The organism is Actinoplanes sp. NPDC021490 (genome assembly GCF_055562135.1).
In genome coordinates, this window is the sequence record NZ_JBVHFW010000028.1 from 17,146 (window position 1) to 35,475 (window position 18,330).

At 69.9% G+C, this 18,330-nt stretch carries 12 protein-coding genes and 1 pseudogene; 3 read left to right on the forward strand and 10 right to left on the reverse strand.

The annotated features are described in order from the left end of the window. Positions 1 to 26 precede the first annotated feature (26 nt). Positions 27 to 854 (reverse strand): metallophosphoesterase family protein, encoded by an 828-nt coding sequence (locus ACZ3I4_RS46135; protein WP_465388526.1) that lies wholly within the window; start codon positions 852 to 854, stop codon positions 27 to 29. Positions 855 to 859: 5 nt separating this feature from the next. Then, the gene (locus tag ACZ3I4_RS46140; RefSeq protein WP_465388527.1) at positions 860 to 1,195 is read right to left on the reverse strand and encodes a hypothetical protein; all 336 of its coding nucleotides are present in this window, start codon (positions 1,193 to 1,195) and stop codon (positions 860 to 862) included. A gap of 226 nt (positions 1,196 to 1,421) precedes the next feature. Here ACZ3I4_RS46140 and ACZ3I4_RS46145 point away from each other — a divergent pair, with 226 nt between their 5' ends. The 3 genes from ACZ3I4_RS46145 to ACZ3I4_RS46155 all read left to right on the forward strand — a co-directional run bounded on the left by ACZ3I4_RS46145 (position 1,422) and on the right by ACZ3I4_RS46155 (position 4,352). Then, the gene (locus tag ACZ3I4_RS46145) at positions 1,422 to 2,339 is read left to right on the forward strand and encodes an ABC transporter ATP-binding protein (protein ID WP_465388528.1); all 918 of its coding nucleotides are present in this window, start codon (positions 1,422 to 1,424) and stop codon (positions 2,337 to 2,339) included. Positions 2,340 to 2,448: 109 nt separating this feature from the next. Next, positions 2,449 to 3,732 carry a sensor histidine kinase gene (locus ACZ3I4_RS46150; RefSeq protein ID WP_465388529.1) on the forward strand — a complete coding sequence of 428 codons (1,284 nt, stop codon included), beginning with the start codon at positions 2,449 to 2,451 and terminating at the stop codon, positions 3,730 to 3,732. Then, the gene (locus ACZ3I4_RS46155; RefSeq protein WP_465388530.1) at positions 3,729 to 4,352 is read left to right on the forward strand and encodes a response regulator; all 624 of its coding nucleotides are present in this window, start codon (positions 3,729 to 3,731) and stop codon (positions 4,350 to 4,352) included. Before ACZ3I4_RS46150 ends, ACZ3I4_RS46155 begins: the two co-directional genes overlap by 4 nt. 178 nt (positions 4,353 to 4,530) lie before the next feature. Here the strand turns inward: ACZ3I4_RS46155 and ACZ3I4_RS46160 are convergent, their stop codons facing one another. From ACZ3I4_RS46160 to ACZ3I4_RS46195, 8 genes and pseudogenes are all read right to left on the reverse strand, one after another. Beyond that, on the reverse strand, positions 4,531 to 4,770 hold the full coding sequence (locus tag ACZ3I4_RS46160) for a DUF4265 domain-containing protein (RefSeq protein WP_465388531.1): 240 nt from the start codon (positions 4,768 to 4,770) through the stop codon (positions 4,531 to 4,533). Between the two features lie 1,808 nt (positions 4,771 to 6,578). Further along, positions 6,579 to 9,608 carry an amino acid adenylation domain-containing protein gene (locus ACZ3I4_RS46165; RefSeq protein ID WP_465388532.1) on the reverse strand — a complete coding sequence of 1,010 codons (3,030 nt, stop codon included), beginning with the start codon at positions 9,606 to 9,608 and terminating at the stop codon, positions 6,579 to 6,581. A gap of 1 nt (position 9,609) precedes the next feature. Next, positions 9,610 to 11,466 (reverse strand): asparagine synthase (glutamine-hydrolyzing), encoded by a 1,857-nt coding sequence (gene asnB / locus ACZ3I4_RS46170; protein ID WP_465388533.1) that lies wholly within the window; start codon positions 11,464 to 11,466, stop codon positions 9,610 to 9,612. 153 nt (positions 11,467 to 11,619) lie between these two features. Continuing rightward, a complete protein-coding gene (locus tag ACZ3I4_RS46175; protein WP_465388534.1) occupies positions 11,620 to 12,402 on the reverse strand; it encodes a thioesterase II family protein in 783 nt (260 codons plus the stop codon). An 11-nt stretch (positions 12,403 to 12,413) separates the two neighbouring features. Then, positions 12,414 to 15,890, reverse strand: a pseudogene (locus ACZ3I4_RS46180) (type I polyketide synthase); the annotation flags it as partial. Beyond that, a complete protein-coding gene (locus tag ACZ3I4_RS46185) occupies positions 15,887 to 16,951 on the reverse strand; it encodes an HAD-IIIC family phosphatase (RefSeq protein WP_465388535.1) in 1,065 nt (354 codons plus the stop codon). The gene ACZ3I4_RS46185 and the pseudogene ACZ3I4_RS46180, both read right to left, overlap by 4 nt. Before the next feature lie 17 nt (positions 16,952 to 16,968). Continuing rightward, positions 16,969 to 18,072 (reverse strand): acyl-CoA dehydrogenase family protein, encoded by a 1,104-nt coding sequence (locus ACZ3I4_RS46190; RefSeq protein WP_465388536.1) that lies wholly within the window; start codon positions 18,070 to 18,072, stop codon positions 16,969 to 16,971. Between the two features lie 2 nt (positions 18,073 to 18,074). Continuing rightward, a complete protein-coding gene (locus ACZ3I4_RS46195) occupies positions 18,075 to 18,329 on the reverse strand; it encodes a phosphopantetheine-binding protein (protein ID WP_465388537.1) in 255 nt (84 codons plus the stop codon). Position 18,330 lies beyond the last annotated feature (1 nt).

The window sequence follows — 18,330 nt, forward strand, 5'->3', positions numbered from 1 at the left end:
GTTTCACCTGGTTGGGCCGGTTCTGTTCACCAAACGAGGCGGGTCGGCAGGGACGGCGGCTCCGGCCGTTTGCCCCATTCCCGCGGATAGCCCAGCGAGACCTCTTCGAAACGGACACCGTCGTACTCGGTCGTACGCGGGATGTGCAGATGGCCGTAGACGGCGAGCCGCGCGTTGAAGCGGGTGTGCCAGTCGCCCGTGCGGACCGTGCCGCACCACTGCGCGAACTCGGGGAACCAGAGCACGTCGGTCGGCTGGCGGACCAGCGGCCAATGGCTGACCAGAATGGTCTCGGTGCCGGCGGGCAGGGCGCTCAGCCGCCGCTCGGACTCGGCGATCCGCGCCGCGCACCAGGCCTCACGATCCGGGTAAGGGTGCGGGAAGAGCATCCGTTCGTCGGCGCAGACCACCCCGGTGTCGTACGCGTACTCCAGGGAGTCCTTGGTGGAGTGGGTGCCCGGCGCCCGCCACGAGTAGTCGTAGAAGGTGAACAGCGGCGCGATCGTGACGTCCCCGTCCGCGCCGGGCCAGACCGGGAACGGGTCCTCCGGGGTGTGGATGCCGTTGTCCTGGCACATCCGCACCAGCGCCCGGTAGCGTTCCTCGCCGCGCAGCTGCACCGGGTCGTCCTTGTGCGTCCACAACTCGTGGTTGCCCGGCGCCCAGACGACCTCGGCGTAACGCCCGCGCAGCTGTTTGAGAACCTCCTCGATGTCCGAGAAGATCTCACCCACGTCCCCGGCGACGATCAGCCAGTCGTCGCCGGACTCCGGACGCAGCCGCTCGTCGATGAGCTGCCGGTTCTCGGCGTACGCGACGTGCAGGTCACTGACGGCGAACAGCGATCCGGCCACGGCGGTCAGAACGAGCTTGCGCCGGTACGCGCACGGCCGTTGACCGCGGCGACCAGGGCCACGACGGCCGACGCGGCCACGAAGACGATGCCGGCGGTCGCGTAGGAGCCGGCCGCCAGGACCGCCCCGAACGTGCCGATCGACAGGACCGACCCGAACGAGCCGACCGACAGCACCGACCCGAAGGACGTCACCGAGGCGATCGACAGGACCGAGCCATAGGACAGGACCGACAGGATCGAGCCCAGCGAACCCACCGAGAGGACCGAGTCCTTCGAGTAGATGCTGAGAATCGAACCGCTCGACTTGTACGACAGGATGTTCTTGTTCAAGCGAGGCATTCGCCCATGATTGCGCACTCCGGCCCCGCCGTACAGCGCCCGGCACCCCTATGCTGAACCCCTGACGAGCTGCTGAAACGTGAATGTCCACGTCGGAGGCCGATGGGCCCGGCGAGGTGGACGCTGGGATCAACCGATCGGTTGATCCCAGCGTCCATCTCGGCCGGTCGCAGCCGTAGCCACGCAGTCGATTCGCCCGGTCCGGCCCGGCGGCAGGCTGAGAGGCATGGCAATCATCGAGGTAGACAACCTCGTCAAGCGTTACGGCGACCACACCGCGGTCAACGGGGTCAGCTTCGCCGTGGAGCCCGGCGAGATCTTCGGCATCCTGGGCCCGAACGGGGCCGGTAAGACCACCACCGTCGAGTGCATCGAGGGCCTGCGCAAGGCCGACGGCGGAAAGATCACGGTGTGCGGCATCGACGCGCAGCACGACAAGACCGGCGAGCTGCGCCAGGTGCTCGGCGCCCAGCTGCAGGAGAGCGAGCTGCCCGACAAGCTCAAGGTCGGCGAGGCCATGGAGCTGTACGCCAGCTTCTACCGTGACCCGGCCGACTGGCGGGAGCTGATCGAGCAGCTCAACCTGACCGGCAAACTCAACGCCCAGTACCGCAAGCTGTCCGGCGGGCAGAAGCAGCGCCTGTCCATCGCGCTGGCCCTGATCGGCAACCCCAAGGTCGCCGTGCTGGACGAGGTCACCACCGGCCTGGACCCGCAAGCCCGCCGCGACGCCTGGGACCTGATCGAATCGATCCGCGACCGCGGCGTCACGATCCTGCTGGTCACCCACTTCATGGAAGAAGCCGAGCGGCTCTGCGACCGGCTCGCGGTGATCGACTCCGGCCGGCTCGTCGCCCTCGACACCCCGGCCGGCCTCGTCTCCCAGGTCGACGAGACCCAGCGCATCCGGTTCCGCCCGTCGGCCCCGATCGACCACGCCGTGCTGCTCGAACTGCCCGAGGTCACCGCGGTCGAACGGGCCGGCCACCAGCTCGTGGTCACCGGCACCGGCAACCTGCTGCTCGCCGTCACCACAGTGCTGGCCCGCCACCAGGTCACGGCCGGGGACCTGCGGGTCGAGCAGACCACCCTGGACGATGCCTTCGTCGCGCTGACCGGCCGCCGCATCGACGCCTCGGAGTGACCCCTGAAACCGGAGCGGCACCCCTATCATTTTCCGACGATTTGACCCCTCTCCGCCCCGGCGTGCAATCATGGCTGCACCCTGCTCCTGACGCTGGGAGTTGAGACCCGTGAGCATCGAAGCCGAACTGAGCAAGGAGTTCGACCGCTGGGAGAGCAAAGGTGACACCGCTCTCAAGGTCCTGCCGTACTTCCTCCTGGCCATCGGCGTCTTCGTCACCCTGCTGCAGCCGATGGGCGACGAACCGGTCCACCTCACCGCGGTGCTCGGGCTGTCGATCACCGCGGCACTGTGGATCCTGTGGTTCCACACGCTGCACCCGGAGTGGCACGACAACCGGCCGCTGATGGGTCTCTACTACACCGGCCTGATCCTGCAGGTCGCCGGTCTGGTGGCGATCGCGCCCTGGTACGGGTTCTTCGCCTTCCTCGGCTATCCGCAGGCCTTCCAGTACCTGTACGGCCGCTGGCGTTACGTCGGCGCGGCCGCCACGGCGATGATCTCGGCCGCGGCCTTCATGGGCGGCGTGAGCACGATCAACGCCGAGGACCTGTGGGTGGCCTGGCTGGCTGTCGGGGCGCTGTCCGGGGTGCTGGCCGCCGTCCTCTTCTACTTCACCGAACGGGCCACCCACCGCAACGACATGCAACGGCAGGCCCTGGTCGAACTGCACGAGGCCAATGTCAAGCTCGAGGCCGCGCTGGCCGAGAACGCCGGCCTGCAGGCCCAGCTGATGGTGCAGGCGCGTGAGGCGGGCGTGCTCGACGAGCGGCAGCGCCTGGCCCGCGAGATCCACGACACCCTCGCGCAGAGCCTGGCCGGCATCCTGGCCCAGTTGCAGGCGGCCGAGCAGACCATGGAGGAGCCGGCCACGCTGCGGCGGCACATGGCGAACGCGATGACGCTGACCCGCGACAGCCTGACCGAGGCCCGCGAGACCGTCTACGCGGTGCAGCCGACGGTGCTGGCCGAGGCCCGGCTGCCCGACGCGATCAGCGAGGTGACCCGGCAGTGGTCCGAGGTCAACGCGATCGAAGCGGCCCTGACGACCACCGGTGACGCGCGGCCGATGCACGCCGACGTCGAGGTGACCCTGCTGCGTACGGCGCAGGAGGCCCTGGCCAACATCGCCAAGCACGCGCAGGCCAAGCGGGTGAGCCTGACCCTGTCGTACATGGAAGATCTGGTGACCTTGGACGTGCTGGACGACGGGGTGGGCTTCGACCCGGAGGTCAAGCGGGCCAACGGGTCCCGCAACGGCGGCTTCGGGCTCGCGGGCATGCGGCAGCGCGTGCAACGCCTCGCGGGCCGGCTGGAAATCGAATCGGAACCGGGTGGCGGCACGGCGGTCTCGGCCACCGTGCCCGCCATCCCAGCTGGAGGTGGGGATTGATCTCGCTGTTGATCGTCGACGATCACCCGGTGGTGCGGGACGGACTGCGCGGCATGTTCAGCGCCGACCCGCGCTTCGAGGTGCTCGGCGAGGCCGGCGACGGCGCGGAGGCCGTGACCGCGGCCGAAACGCTCAAGCCGGACGTGATCCTGATGGACCTGCGCATGCCGAGGACCGACGGGGTCACCGCCATCCGCGAACTCACGGCGCGCAAAATCCCGTCGCGGGTGCTGGTGCTCACCACATACGACACCGACAGCGACGTCATCCCGGCCATCGAGGCGGGCGCCACCGGCTACCTTCTCAAGGACGCCCCCCGAGACGAACTGTTCCGGGCGGTCGAGGCGGCCGCGCAGGGCCAGGCGGTGCTCTCCCCCGTGGTCGCGACCCGCCTGATGGGCCAGATGCGCCAGCCCGCTTCCGAGCCGTTGTCGCAGCGGGAGCTCGAGGTGCTGGCCCTGATCGCCAAGGGAAAGACCAACCGCGAGGCGGCCAAGCAACTCCTGATCAGCGAGGCCACGGTCAAGACCCATCTGCTCCACGTGTACGCGAAACTGGAGGTCAGCGACCGGGCGTCGGCGGTGGCGACGGCGTTCTCCCGGGGGTATTTGACGTCTTAGGGACGTTGTGGGCGGCTCTTGGGGCCGCCTTTGACGGCATGGGCGAGCTGGCATCACGGGCGGGGCCTGGCCGGCTCATCGACATGCTCGCCCTCAGCCCTGTGAGGACCCCGCTGAGCCCCCTCGAAGTGCTACCAGCCCTGCGAATCGCCATCCGCGAGCACCGCTGGATCTCACCTCAATCAGCATCGGCAGGAACGTCCAAAGCGACGAACGGCACTCCGGCCCAACGGACCCGACGGCACCGGCAGGACCCGGCCCGTCGCAGCCCACCCCCGTCCGGCTGGAATCGGACCACGTCACCTTGCGCGATGCCGTCCTGCAGAAACGCCACGTTCTCCACCCGGGCCGTGTCCTCGCTCAGCCGGGTCGCCCACAGACCCTCGGTGTCATACGGCAACCAGCCCTCGCGCGGCACCCTTGATCAGGTAACCCGAGGGCCGTTCGTGCAGATCCGCAGCTGTCACGACAGGCATGATCCAAAACCACGAACGGTGGGCCTATGCAAGATGAGTCGGTACTCAGCTCTGCACTCCAGCGAGTACCCCGACAGTCGGAGCCTTGCCGTTTTTGCATGATGAAAGTGGCGCCATTTGCCGCTGATGGGAACGGCTCTATTGGCATGATCGAATACTGACATTGCGCGAGGCTTGTGCGGGATAATTGTGCATGGGTCAAATGTCGCTGTTCGGTCGAGCAGCAATCTCGGAGATGCGCGACCGGACCGCGAAGCGCAATTATTCGCCGGGCAATGAGGCATTTCGCCGTGAGCACGAACGGCAGCGCGAATGGGGTTTGCGGCGTCGCCATGCCGAAAAGCTGAAGCGGGTCCGGGGGTGCGACTCGGCGACGGTTTCCGCCAGCGCGGCGCCGGCGCCGACGCCGACGCGAAGGCTGGAGCCGGTGACTCGGGGGCCAAAGGCTCGGCCACAAGCGCCGGCTCAGGCGCCAGAGCTCAGGTCGCAACCGTCGGTGCAGGGACCGCAACTCAGGCCGCGACCGTCGGCTCAAGCGCCCGAGCTCACACCGCGGCCGTCGCCTCGACTGTCCCAGCTCACACCGCCGCCGTCGGCTCAACCGCCCAAGCCCACACCGCGGCCGTCGGCTCAGCCGCCCAAGCTCACACCGCCACCGTCGGCCCAAGCACCGCAGCCCACGCCGCCACCGTCGGCTCAGCCACCCAAGTTCACACCGCTACCATCGGCCCAAGCACCGCAGCCCACGCCGCCACCGTCGGCTCAGCCACCCAAGCTCACACCGCCACCATCGGCCCAAGCGCCGCAGCTCACGCCGCCACCGTCGGCTCAAGCCACAGCCAACTCCGCAATCGTCGGCGCAGCCACTACGAGCAAAGGCCCCGTCGACGGCCAAGGCACCGCGGGAGGCGGCCGCGGACCGGCACGGTGCAGACCCACGTCAGGGCTTGTCATGTTTGGTTCGGCCCGCGGCCGCTACGCACCCTTAGGTCACGGGCGGGCGAGAAACGGGACCGCCGGCACACCACGCCGTTGGCCAAGCACCTGTGCCTCTTGTCTCGCCGGGCCCCCGGCAGTCATGAAGCCGAGGGTGGCGACTCACCATGCAGCGGCACCACCCGCCGGTGCTGTCCGGCCGTCAGCGACCACGACCTCCGCGCGCCGCGACGCCGCACTTAACGGCAGCGCCTGCCGGCTTTGCCCAGGCGTCAGCGACCGCGACTCCGCAGGCTACGACCGGCGGGAACGCCAGCGCCCGCCAATCTCGGCGAGCCGTCGCCGACCATGGCTTTTGCGCACCGCGACGCCGCAGGCAACGCGCGCGAGCGCCGGCCCGGGTGCCGGCGACCGCACGCGACAGAACCGGGCCCGGGCGGGCAGCGCGGCCGACTCCGCAGGCCACAGCCGCGAGCAACGGCATCGGCCGCCGACCCGGCTGAGGCGGCGCCGACTACGACCTCCGCGCGCCGGGGTGCCGGGCGCAAGGCCGCCGCCGCCAACCTCGGCCTCGGCGCTGACACCACGCGCTCGCGAGCAGCGGTCCCCGGTTCTGCTGAGGTCGCGGGCTGCGTTGTGTCTGGGCGAGTGTTTGGCGGGTTGCGCTCTTGACGTTTTATGGAATGGGTGGTAATTGTCTGTGGGTGGTTGCGGTGACACTCGATGCCGTTGCTTTCCGGCGGGTTTGTGCAACTCATCATTCTGTGGTTACGGTGAGAAATTTAAGACCGATTCTTCGTCTTTTCTTCGCCTTTTATCTTAGGGCTGCCTCTACTGCGGTGGTTACCTGGCGCAACGTCGGGTTTCGGACTATGGCTGGCAGGGATTTGTCGAAGTGGGGGCGGGCTGGGTTTCCTACTATGCGGTCGGCGACTGTGGCCAGCATTGTCAGCAGCTTTAGAGAGTTGCCTCCCAACTGCTGGAAGTCTGTGTCCTCGTCGATTCGGTCTGGGTCTATGCCTAGGAGGTCTGACCAGATTTCGGCTACTGCGGTGGCTGTGGCGTCGCGGTCTGCGGCGGAAGCGGCCAGGGCCGGCACGGTGTCGAACGGGTTGGGGAGGTGGCGGGCGTCGACCTTGCCGTTCATCGTGTGGGGGATGGCGTCTACGAAGACTGTGGCTGCGGGCACCAGGTAGGCGGGGAGGAGTGCGGCGGCGTGGGCGATCAGGTCGGTTGTGGTCAGGTCGGCGTCGGGGGTTCGTACCACGTACGCGGCCAGGGCCTTGTGGTCGCCGGAAGGGCGGGGCAGCACCACTGCCTCGGCCACGGCGGGGTGGCTCCTCAAGACGTGGGCGGTTTCGGCCGGCTCGACGCGGTGGCCGAGGATTTTGACCTGGTCGTCGGCTCGGGAGACGAACTCGAGCACGTTGCCGGGATGGCGGCGGGCCAGGTCGCCGGAGCGGTAGACGCGGGTGCCGTCGGCCAGGCGGACGAAGGCTCGGCGGGTCAAATCCGGGCGGCCGCGGTAGCCGCGGGCCAGTTGCGGGCCGGCGATCCACACCTCGCCGGTCTGGCCGTCCTCGGTGAAGCGGCCGTGGTCGTCGACGACGAACACGCTGGTGCCGGTGGTGGGCAGGCCGAGCTGCACCAGGGCGGAGTCCGAGTCGGTGGCGGCGTCGAACGGGTGCCACGTCATGATGACCGTGGTCTCGGTGGGACCGTACGAGTTGATGACCTGGCAGTCGGGTCCGAAAACGCGCTGGGCCTCGCGTGCGACCGCCGGTGACAGCGGCTCGCCCATCGTCACCACCGTGCGGAAACCCTGCGGCCGCAGCCCCAGATGGTTGATCAGGGCCAGGTGCGAGGGGGTCATCAGCAGCGTGTTGGCGCCGGATTCGAGCAGCAGCTCGCGCAGCATCGAATGGCTGATCTCGGCCGGGCGCAGCACCGCGGTTCCACCGGCCAGCAGCGGCAGGAACAGCGCGTTGGCGGCGACGTCGAAGCCGAGCGAAGCCAGCATCGGGATGCGGGTGCCGGCGTCGAAACCGAAGTCGCGGATGTTCCAGTCGGCCCACACCCGCAGCGCGCCGTGCGGGATCTCGGCGCCCTTGGGACGGCCGGTCGAGCCGGACGTGTAGATGAGGAACGCGAGCTGGTCGTCGCGGATGTCAGGGGCGGGCAGCGGCGGGTCGTCACCGGAGAGCGGCGCGATGTCGTCGACCACGAGCTTCACGCAGCCGTCGGGCAGCCACCCGCGGGTGTCGTACGGGCGCTGCACCAGGCAGACCGGGGCGCCGGCGTCGGTCAGCAGCCCGGCGATCCGGCCGTCGGGGTTGCGGGCGTCGATCGGCAGATAGGCGGCGCCGGCGCGCAGCACACCCCACACGGCGATCGTGGAGGCGAGGGAACGGTCGCCGAGCACGCCGACCACGGTTTCCGCGCCCACTCCTTGTTTCCGCAGGGCCAGCGCGACCGCGGCGGTGCGACGTTCCATTTCCCCGTACGTCAACCGGCCGTCCTCACCGCCGTCGAGCGCGAGCGCGTCCGGCGTCTCGGCCACACGCTGCAGGAAACGGCTGACCACATCGGGCGCCTGATGCCCGTCGGCGGGCGGCTTCCCGGCGTACGGGAAGGAAGTGGTCCTGGTCTCGAGACGGTCGGCCACGCGAGCCAGCAGCGAATCGAGGCGGGTCTGCGTGACCTCGCCGTCCCACCAGGAGACCGTGACCTCGGTGTGCCAGTCGAGTTCGAGCAGGTTGATGACCGGCGCCTCGCCAGGCAGCGGACGCTCCAGAATGAAGGCCGTGCGCGGGAGGAAACCGGGGGCCACGAGATCGCCGAGGTCGACCCGGCCGGCGTGCGAAATGGTCGCGTGGGCCGGATAGCGTTCCTTGGCGCGGGCCTGCCGGTTGGTCTCGCGCAGCATCGACCCGATCGTCGGCAGCGGCGCCGAAAGCGTCAGGTCGGGAACGACGTGGTTGACCGGGACGCCGTCGTTGACCGCCTGCAACAGCCGCGCGTGGACGTCGGTCCAGTCCTCGCCGGCCGACACCCGCAGCGGCATGCCGAGCGAAAGATTGGCCGTGCTGCGCACCTCCGGCCGGTAGTGGCGCAAGTCGACCGGAACATAAAAGGTGGCCTCGCGACCGCCGCCCTGCTCGGCCACGACCTCGGCCAGCATCGTGGCCAGCCGGGCGGTCACCCCGGGATAGCGGCCCTGCAACGCGCGGCGCGCCGTGACGACTCGCGGCTGCACGGTCGGCTCGCACGCACCCATGATCGGGGACTTGCCGGGCTGCGGTGACGGGCTGTCGGTGCGGCCGGGAAACTGCTCGTAGACGTCCCGGTCGGCGATCGCGTCCGGCGCACCGGCCACCGGCTCGTCGCGCAGCGCCCGGAACACGTCCCGCACCCAGGTGAGCAGGCCGTTCGCGTCCATCACGGCATGGTTGGCCCGGAACGCCAGGGCCGGCCGGTCGCTGTCGCCGCGCCGGACCAGCACGACCCGGACCAGCGGCACACCCGGTCCGATCAGGCATTCCTGCAGTTCGGGGATGGTCGTGAGGTCAACGTCGGGGCCGGCCGCGACGACCTCGACGGGCGGGGGCTTCTCGCTGTCGACCCACTCCTGGCCACGGCGAATGACCCGTACGCCCGGGCACGCCTCGGACGCCATGGCGATGGCCTCGGTCAGCCGGTCGGGGTCGAGCGTGCCCTCGCCCTCGACGACCACGCCGAAGGTCGGGCTCAACCCGCGCGGATGCCCGAGGAACCACCACTCCAGGGGCGTGATCCGCCGGCGGAAGGTGCGCGCGCCGGCGGATCGCAGCTCGGTTGTGGTCACGTCACGAAACCTTGACGGTGGGGTGGTAGATGTCCATCCAGACGGCGATGTCGAGGGCGCGTTCCATGCCGCGCCGCGACGCCTCGCTGACCTGCGGGGTGTCGATTGCCACGGCGCCGCGCAGGACATCGGCGTCGATCAGGTCGAACACCTGGTGCGACGGGTTGGCCAGCAGCTCCCGGCAGTGCTTCTGCAGCGCCGCCGCGTATTGCGGGTCCTGAGTGGACGGATACGGCGACTTGGTGCGCTCGACGACCGAGGCGGGCAGCAGGTCACGGGTGGCGCCGCGCAGCAGCGACTTCTCGCGGCCGTCGTACGTCTTCATCGCCCACGGCGTGTTGTAGACGTAGTCGACCAGGCGGTGGTCGGCGAACGGCACCCGCACCTCGAGGCCGACCGCCATCGACAGCCGGTCCTTGCGGTCGAGCAGGATCTGCAGGTACTGCGTCAGGTGCAGGTAGCTGACCTTCCGCATCAGGAAGTCTTCGTCGCTGTCGGTGTCGAGCCGTTCGACGCCACCGATCGCGCTGGCGTAGCGGTCGCCGAGGTAGTTGGGCAGGTCCATCGCCTCGGTCACCGACTGCTGCAGGATCGGCATCGGCTTGTCGGCGTCGCTCTTCGGGATGAACTGCAGCAGCCACGGGAACGTCGGGATGTACGGCAGCATCGGGTCGAAGAACCATTTGTAGCCGCCGAACACCTCGTCGGCCGACTCGCCCGACAGGGCCACTGTGGAGTGCTGCCGGATCGCCTTGAACAGCAAGTAGAGCGAGGTGTCGACGTCGCCGAAGCCGGCCGGGGTGTCACGGGCCCGCACGACGGCGGCCCGGATGTCGGGGTCGGCCAGATCGGCCGAGGAGAGCACGATGTCCTGGTGGTCGGTTCTGGACAGCTTGGCCACGTCGTGCACGAACGGGGCGTCGGCGGCGTCGCGCTGGTCGTCCGGCACGAACGTCTCGGTGCGACCGACGAAGTCGACGGCGAAGCTGCGTACGGTCTCATCGTTCGCGGCCAGCTGCTCGGCGGCCAGCGCAGTCATCGCCGAAGAGTCGAGACCACCGGAGAGCAGGACACAACGCGGCACATCGGCCACAAGCTGACGGCGTACGGTGTCATCGAGAATTTCCCGTACGGTGGAGATCGTCGATTCCTGCGAGTCGTCGTGCGCGCGGGTCTGCAGGCTCCAATAGACCTTCTCGCGCACGCCGTTGGTGCCGACCGTCACGACCGTGCCCGGCTTGACCTCGTGCATGCCGTCCCACAGGGCCTGACCGGGGGTCTTGACGAACCCGAACAGGTCGCGCAGCCCGTCCAGCGTGACGGTGCGCTCGGCCAGCGGGTTGGCCAGGATCGCCTTGGGCTCCGAACCGAACAGCACACCGTCCGGCGTTGGGTAGTAGAAGAACGGCTTGATGCCCATCCGGTCGCGGATCATCACGAGTTTGCGCTCGCGGGCGTCCCAGATGGCGAAGGCGTACATGCCGTTGAGCCGATCGGCCACCGCCTCGCCCCACTCGACGTAGCCGCGCAGCACGACCTCGGTGTCGGACTCGGTCTCGAAGCGGTGACCCCGGCCGTACAGCTCCTTGCGCAGCTCGGTGAAGTTGTATGCCTCACCCGAGTAGACCATCGCGACCTCGCCGTCGGGCGCGCCGCTCGGGTTGACGCTCATCGGCTGGCGTCCGCCCTCGAGGTCGATGATGGACAGACGGCGGTGGCCGAGGGCGGCATGCTGGCCGAGCCAGGTGCCGTGGTCGTCCGGGCCGCGGCAGGCCATGGTCTCGGTCATGGCGTCCAGCGTGGCCCGCTCGCCGCGGAGGTCACGCTGATAGGACACCCATCCGACGATTCCGCACATATTCGTCTCCTGCTCAATTCGGTTCGCTGGTGAGCCCGGTCCGCTCTTGAGCTCGTTCCGATGCCGGAATCACCGTCGGCATTCGGGCGCTGACCAGGCGAAACTATCGCCGGTCGGCCGGGCTGAGTAACCCCAGAACCCGGCGGCGGACCACTATTCGCCGACCGGTTCCAGGCAGACCGCGGCCAGGTGGCGGTCCAGAATGCTGATCACGCCGGGCATCTGCTCGACCAGGAAGAAGTGACCGCCGGGGAAGACGTGCAGGTCGAAGGGGCCGGCCGTGTGGGCCTGCCAGTCCCCCGCCTCGGCCACGGTCGTCTTGGGGTCGTTGTCGCCGGTGAGCGAGGTGACCGGGCACGCGACGACGGCCTCGGCGCCGACCCGGTAGGTCTCGATCGCCCGGTAGTCGGCCCGCAGCGACGGCATGGCCGCCGCCATCAGGTCGGGGTCGCTGAGCACGACCGAGGCCGAGCCGTCCAGGTTGCGGATCTCGTCCATGATCTTCTGGTCGGTCATGCCGTGCAGGTTGCGGGCCTCGTCCTGACCGATCGCGGGACCACGCCGGCCCGAGACGATGAGCCGCGCGGCGGGCTGCCCGGCCCGCTCGAGGCGGCGGGCCACCTCGAAGGCCACCACGGCGCCCATGCTGTGCCCGAACAGCACCAGCGGCGGGCCCGGGCGGCGGGACAGAACCTGGAAGATGTGCTCGGCCAGCACGTTGAGGTCGGCGATGGGCTGCTCCTTGCGGCGGTCCTGGCGGCCGGGATATTGCACGGCGAGAACTTCGACGCGGTCGCGGTCGGTCAGGGCGTACGGGACCGGGCGGTAGAACGGCGCTGTTCCGCCCGCGTGGGGGAAGCAGACCAGCCGTACGAGGGGCGCTTCGACCTTGCGGTAGCAGCGCAGCCACAGGTCGGGGTCGGTCGAGACAGTCATGGCTCTCCGTTTCAGCGATCGCGTTCGAGGCCGAGCTCGGCGTCGATGAGGGCGAACAGTTCTTCGTCGGTGGTGGCTTCTTCGGCCGGTTCCTTGCCCGGCCCGGTCAGCTCTTTGAGCAGCGACTCCAGGCGGGCGGTGGTGCGGGCCCGGGTGGCCGGGTCGGTGGTCTGCTTGCAGAGCAGCTCAAGCTGGTCGAGAGACGCGGGCAGCGGGTCGGGGTGCAGGGCGGTGTGAAGGTAGGACGCCAACTCTTTGGGCGACGGGTAGTCGTAGACCGCGCCGGACGGCAGGTCGAATCCCGTGGCCACGGTGAGGCGGTTGCGCAGCTCTACGGCCAGCACCGAGCCGAAGCCCTGCACCTTGAACGTGCGGGTGGGGTGGATGCCGGCGGCGTCGCTGTGACCGAGAACGGCCGCGGCGTGAGCCCGGATGAGGTCGAGGACGCCCCGCTCGGTAGCCGGGACCGCAGCGTGTTGCTGCTGCGCGTTGGCTGGCCGCAGCGCGTTGACCGGCTGCTGTGGGCTGACGCGCTCGGGCTGCGGGCTGGCGGGTTGCTGCCGCTGCTGCGCGTCGCCGGGCTCTTGGTGCGTGTTGGCGCGCTGGCGTGGGACAGCCGGTGTGCGCGGGGAACGGGTAGCGTCGCTATCGATCAGCCAGTGGTGGGTTCGCTGGAAAGCGTAGGTAGGCAGATCGACGGTGCGGGCGGGCGGCAGGACCCTTGTCCAGTCGACGGAAGCCCCTCGGACGTAGGCCTCGGCGAAAGCGTTCAGCAGACGACCGATGTCACCGTTGTCACGCCTCAGGGTGCCGACCGAGGCCGCGGCGATCACGGGCGTCAGGATCGGGTGCGGCGAAACCTCGATGAACAGGGCGTCACCGGTGACACGGACCGCCCGATCGAACTCCACGGTCTCGCGCAGACTGGCGAACCAGTAGTCCGCGCTCAGCTCCGGCCCGGTCAGCCACTCCCCTGACATCGATGACACCATCGGGATCCGGGCTTGCCGCGGCCGAACCCCGTCCAGAACGGTCCGAATCTCGTCGCGCAACTCGTCGACGTGGGCGCTGTGCGAGGCATAGTCCACCGGGATCATCCGATGGCGAACCGCTTCGCCGAGAGAGTCAGCCAGCGCCCGCAAGGCGTCCATGTCACCGGAGACAACGGTCGAGTCCGGACCGTTGATCGCGGCGATTGAGAGCTTTGCGTTGAGGCGTACTCCCCCGCCGTCAGATTCGACGGCCGAACGCTCGGAGTTCAGGCGCTGTGACTCGACGTCGGCATCGGCGGGCGAAAGCTCGAGGTTCAGGCGCGCTCCCCCGCCGTCGGGGTCCGTGATCGACAGCTTGGCGTTGAGGCGTGCTCTCACCGTGTCGGCGGGCTCGGCTATCGAGAGCATCCCGCCACGGCCGGCCAACGCGCGCAGGGCCTTGCTGCGTAGCGCGATCACCTTCGCGGCGTCTTGCAGCGTGAGGATGCCGGCGACTGTGGCGGCGGCGATCTCGCCCTGCGAGTGGCCTACGACCGCGTCCGGGATGACACCGGCCGCCTCCCACACCGCGGCCAACGACACCATGACGGCCCAGAGGGCGGGCTGCACGACATCGGCCGCCTCGAAACCGTGCCGGCCGGCCAGGACGTCGTCGAGCTCCCAATCCACGTAGGGCCCCAACGCTTCGGCGCACTCGGCCAGCCGAGCTTGGAACACCGGTGACATGAGATCGCGGCCCATGCCGATCCACTGGCTGCCCTGGCCCGGGAAGACAAACACCGTGCGGCCATCTGAGTGCACGTCACCGGTGACAACGGCAGCGGACGGGCGTGCGGCGGCCAGATCGGCCAGGCCGTCCCGTCCGAACACGACGGCTCGGTGTTCGAGGGCCGCCCGCGTCGTCGTCAACGACCAAGCGATCTCGTGGTCGGTGAATTGCGGGCGAGACTCAAGGTGGTCCCGCAGACGGACGGCCTGCGCGACGAGGGCCGACGGTGTACGTGCGGAAGAAGGAAGGGGCATTGGGCCGTACGTGAGGGTGTTGCCGTCTGTCGACGCTGCGCCGGCCATGTCACCGGTGTCGACCGGATCAGGACAATGCGCGTCGAAGTATCCAGGGGGAATCACGGCGGTGACATCGGTGTCGGCGGTCGATGGCTCGCGGGCATCGGCGTGGCCGGGAACAACCGCCGGGATGACACCGGTGTCGGTGGTAGCGGGGTCGACGACGGGGGCGGCTTCGAGGATCAGGTGGGCGTTGGTGCCGCCTATGCCGAAACCGGAGACGGCCGCGCGGGGCGGATGGGTGGTGTCGGGCCAAGGGGCCGGCTCGGTCAGTAAGTGCACCGCGCCTTCGGGCCAGTCGACGGCGGGAGTTGGCGTGGTGATGTGCAGGGAAGCGGGCAGCCGGCGGTGGGTGAGGGCCAGGACGGTCTTAATGACACCGGCGACGCCGGCGGCGGCCAGGGTGTGGCCCAGGTTCGACTTGACCGAGCCGACCAGCAGGGGGCGGCCGGCGGGGCGGGAACGGCCGTAGGTGGCCAGCAGAGCGCCCGCCTCGATGCGATCGCCCAGGCGGGTGCCGGTGCCGTGGGCCTCGACCGCGTCGATGTCGGCGGGGCGGAGGGCGGCGTCGGTGAGGGCGGCCCGGATGACGTCGCGCTGGGCGTCCTCGCTGGGGGCGGTCAGGCTGTGGCTGGCGCCGTCCGAGTTGACGGCGGAGCCGCGGATCACGGCCAGCACCCGGTGGCCCAGGCGCCGGGCGCGGTCGAGGCGTTCGACGACGAGCACGCCGGCCCCTTCGGACCAGGCCACCCCATCGGCGTCGGCGGAGAAGGGCTTGCAGCGGGCGTCGGGGGCCAGGCCGCCGAGGGCGCTGAAGGCGACGTGGTAGGCGGGTGTGGTCATCACGGTGACGCCGCCGGCCAGGGCCAGGTCGCATTGACCGGCGCGCAGCGACTCGACGGCCAGGTGCAGCGCGACGAGGGAGCTGGAGGCCGAGGTGTCGACGGTCAGCACGGGGCCGCGCAGGCCGAGGGTGTAGGCCAGGCGGCCGCTGATGACGCTGGGGGCGGTGCCGGTGAACAGCAGGCCGGCCAGGTCGGCGGAGGCCTCGTGCAGCGGCGGGCCGTACGGGCGGGCCTCGGCCCCCAGGAAGACACCGGTGCGCGAGCCCTGCAGCGAGTGCGGGTCGAGGCGGGCGTGTTCGAGGGCCTGCCAGCCGACTTCCAGGGCGAGGCGCTGTTGCGGGTCCATGGCGTCGGCCTCGCGCGGCGGGATGCCGAAGAAGGCGGCGTCGAATTGTGTTGCCGTGCCGAGGAACCCGCCGCGGTCGGTGGCGCAGCGCAGGGCGTCGAGGTTCCAGCCGCGGTCGGCCGGGAACGGGCCGGCTACCGTACGGCGGTCGGTGAGGGCCTGCCACAGGTCGTCGGGTGAGTCGATCCCGCCCGGGTAGCGGCAGGCCATGCCCACGATGGCCAGAGGTTCCGTGGTCACCCGGCACGACCCAGCGCGGGGGCCGTGACGGTCATCGTGGTCGGCCCGGGGCGCTGGTCGGCGTTCAGGTGCCGGAACTCGATGCCGCCGGCCGTGGGCAGCTCGCCCAGGCAGTCGCAGTCGTCGTCGGTGAAGCCGGCGAACCGGTACGCGATCTCCATCATGCGGTTGCGGTCGGTGCGCCGGAAGTCGGCCGCCAGGTGCACGCCGGCCGTGGCGGCCTCGCTGATCAGCCAGTTGAGCAGGACCGAGCCCGCGCCGAAGGAGACCACGCGGCACGAGGTGGCCAGCAGCTTGAGGTGCCAGACCTTGTCGTGATAGCCGAGCAGCAGCACGCCGACGGCGCCGTGCGGGCCGAACCGGTCGGTGAGCGTGACCGTGAGGACCTCGTGCTCGGGGTCGGCGATCAGGGCCCGCAGTTCGTCGTCGGAGTAGTGCACGCCGGTGGCGTTCATCTGGCTCGTCCGCAGGGTCAGTTCCTCGACGCGGGACAGGTCGGCCTGATTTGCGCGCTTGATGGCCATGACGAGGTCGAGCGAGCGCAGGAACTCCTCGTCGGCGCCGGTGAAACCCTCGCGTTCGGCCGTACGCCGGAAGCCCGCCTGGTACATGCTGCGGCGGTTCGCCGCGTCCACCGTGACGACCTCGGGGCTGAACTCGGCCCGGCCGATCAGCGCGGCCGCCTCGGTGGCGTCGTAGCAGCGCACCTCGGGGTGGTGGTAGGCGACCTCGGCCCGTTCGGCCGGCTGATCGTCGATGAACGCGACGGCGGTGAGGGCGAAGCTGAGCTCGTCGGCGATCGCCTTTACCGACTGGGACTTGGCGTGCCAGCCGATCTGCGGGAGCACGAAGTATTCGGCGATGCCGAGCGCCTCGAGCCGCTGCCAGGCGTGGTCGTGGTCGTTCTTGCTGGCCACCGCCTGCAGGATGCCGCGGGCGTCGAGCTCGACGATGGTGCGGCGGATCTCGTCGGACAGCGCGACCTCGGGGTCCTCCAGGAGGGTGCCCTGCCACAGGGTGTTGTCGAGGTCCCAGATCAGGCATTTGACGAGGGTGGACACGGGTGTCTCCTTGGGTCTCAGAGGGTGTCGAGGGCGTGCTGGGCCAGGATCAGCTGGGAGATCTCGGTGCTGCCCTCGATGAGTTCCATGGCCTTGGCGTCGCGGTAGGCGCGGGCGACCACATGGCCATCGGTGAAGCCGCGCGAGGCCAGCACCTGCACGGCGGTGGAGGCGCCGCGGGTCGCGTGGGTGGCGGCGACCTGCTTGGCCAGCACCGCGGTGACGGCCGCGTCGGAGGCGCCGCGGTCCCATTGCTCGGCGGCGTGCCGGCAGACCTGGGTGGCGATGCGCTCGGAGGTGTAGAGCTCGGCGAGGTGCCGGGCCACGAGCTGGTGCCCGGCGATGGGGCCGCCGCCCTGTTCGCGGGTGCGGGCGTCGGCCGTGGCGGCGGTCAGGCAGGCGCGCAGGATGCCGAGGCTGCCCCAGGCCACCGAGAGCCGCCCGTACGAGAGAGCGACGGTGAACAACAGCGACAGCGCCTGGCGTCCGCCGCCGAGCAGGGCGTCGGCCGGGATGCGTACGTTGTCGAACACGACCCGGCAGTGGGTGGCCGCGCGGCATCCGAGCGGGGCCGCGACGGGCTCGATCGTGACACCGGGGGCATCGGCGGGCACCATCGCGGCCCCGCCGTCCTCCCCGTCGCCGTAGCGGCCGAGGGTCAGCACGACGTCGGCGTACGCCGCCCCGGTGATCCACATCTTTTCGCCGGTGACCAGGAAGTCACCGGTGCCATCGCCGGCCGGGCGGATGCGGGTGGCCATGCCGTTGAGGTCGGAACCGGCGCCGGGCTCGCTGAATGCCACGCAGGCGAGCCGGCCGCTGGTCAGCTCGGCCAGGTAGCGGCGGCGCTGCTCGCGGTCGCCGAACCGCTGGACGGCGGCCGCGGCGATGCCCTGCACCGTCATGATGCTGCGTAGCGAGCTGCAGAGCGAACCCACGTACGCGGTCAGCTCGCCGTTGACCAGGGCGGGCAGGCCGGGCCCGCCGAACCGGACCGGCGCCTCGGCGCACAGCACCCCCGCCGAGCCGAGCTTGCGCAGCAGCTCGACGGGGATGCGGCCGGTCAGGTCCCACTCGGCCGGGCCGTCGCCGACCAGCGCGCCGATCGCGACGGTGTCCATGCTCATTCGTCCGCCGCGTCACGAAGCCGCAGCACGAGCGCGGTCATGGCGTGGATGCTGCGGAAGTTGTTCCGGTTCAGCTCGGAGCCGATGATCTCGATGTCGTACTCGTCCTCGAGGTGCACCACGAGTTCCATGGCGAACATCGACGAGATCATGCCGGAGGCGAACAGGTCGGCCTCGGGGTCGGGTTCGGCGCCGGTGCGCTGCAGGAGGAAAGCGGTCAGGTCCTTCTCGACGGAGTCCAGAGTGGTCATT

Coding starts and splice junctions, on each gene's coding strand:
- ACZ3I4_RS46195 (WP_465388537.1), bottom strand. CDS start 18,329: ATGACCACTCTGGACTCCGTCGAGAAGGACCTGACCGCTTTCCTCCTG.
- ACZ3I4_RS46140 (WP_465388527.1), bottom strand. CDS start 1,195: ATGCCTCGCTTGAACAAGAACATCCTGTCGTACAAGTCGAGCGGTTCG.
- ACZ3I4_RS46190 (WP_465388536.1), bottom strand. CDS start 18,072: ATGGACACCGTCGCGATCGGCGCGCTGGTCGGCGACGGCCCGGCCGAG.
- ACZ3I4_RS46175 (WP_465388534.1), bottom strand. CDS start 12,402: ATGACTGTCTCGACCGACCCCGACCTGTGGCTGCGCTGCTACCGCAAG.
- ACZ3I4_RS46145 (WP_465388528.1), top strand. CDS start 1,422: ATGGCAATCATCGAGGTAGACAACCTCGTCAAGCGTTACGGCGACCAC.
- asnB (WP_465388533.1), bottom strand. CDS start 11,466: ATGTGCGGAATCGTCGGATGGGTGTCCTATCAGCGTGACCTCCGCGGC.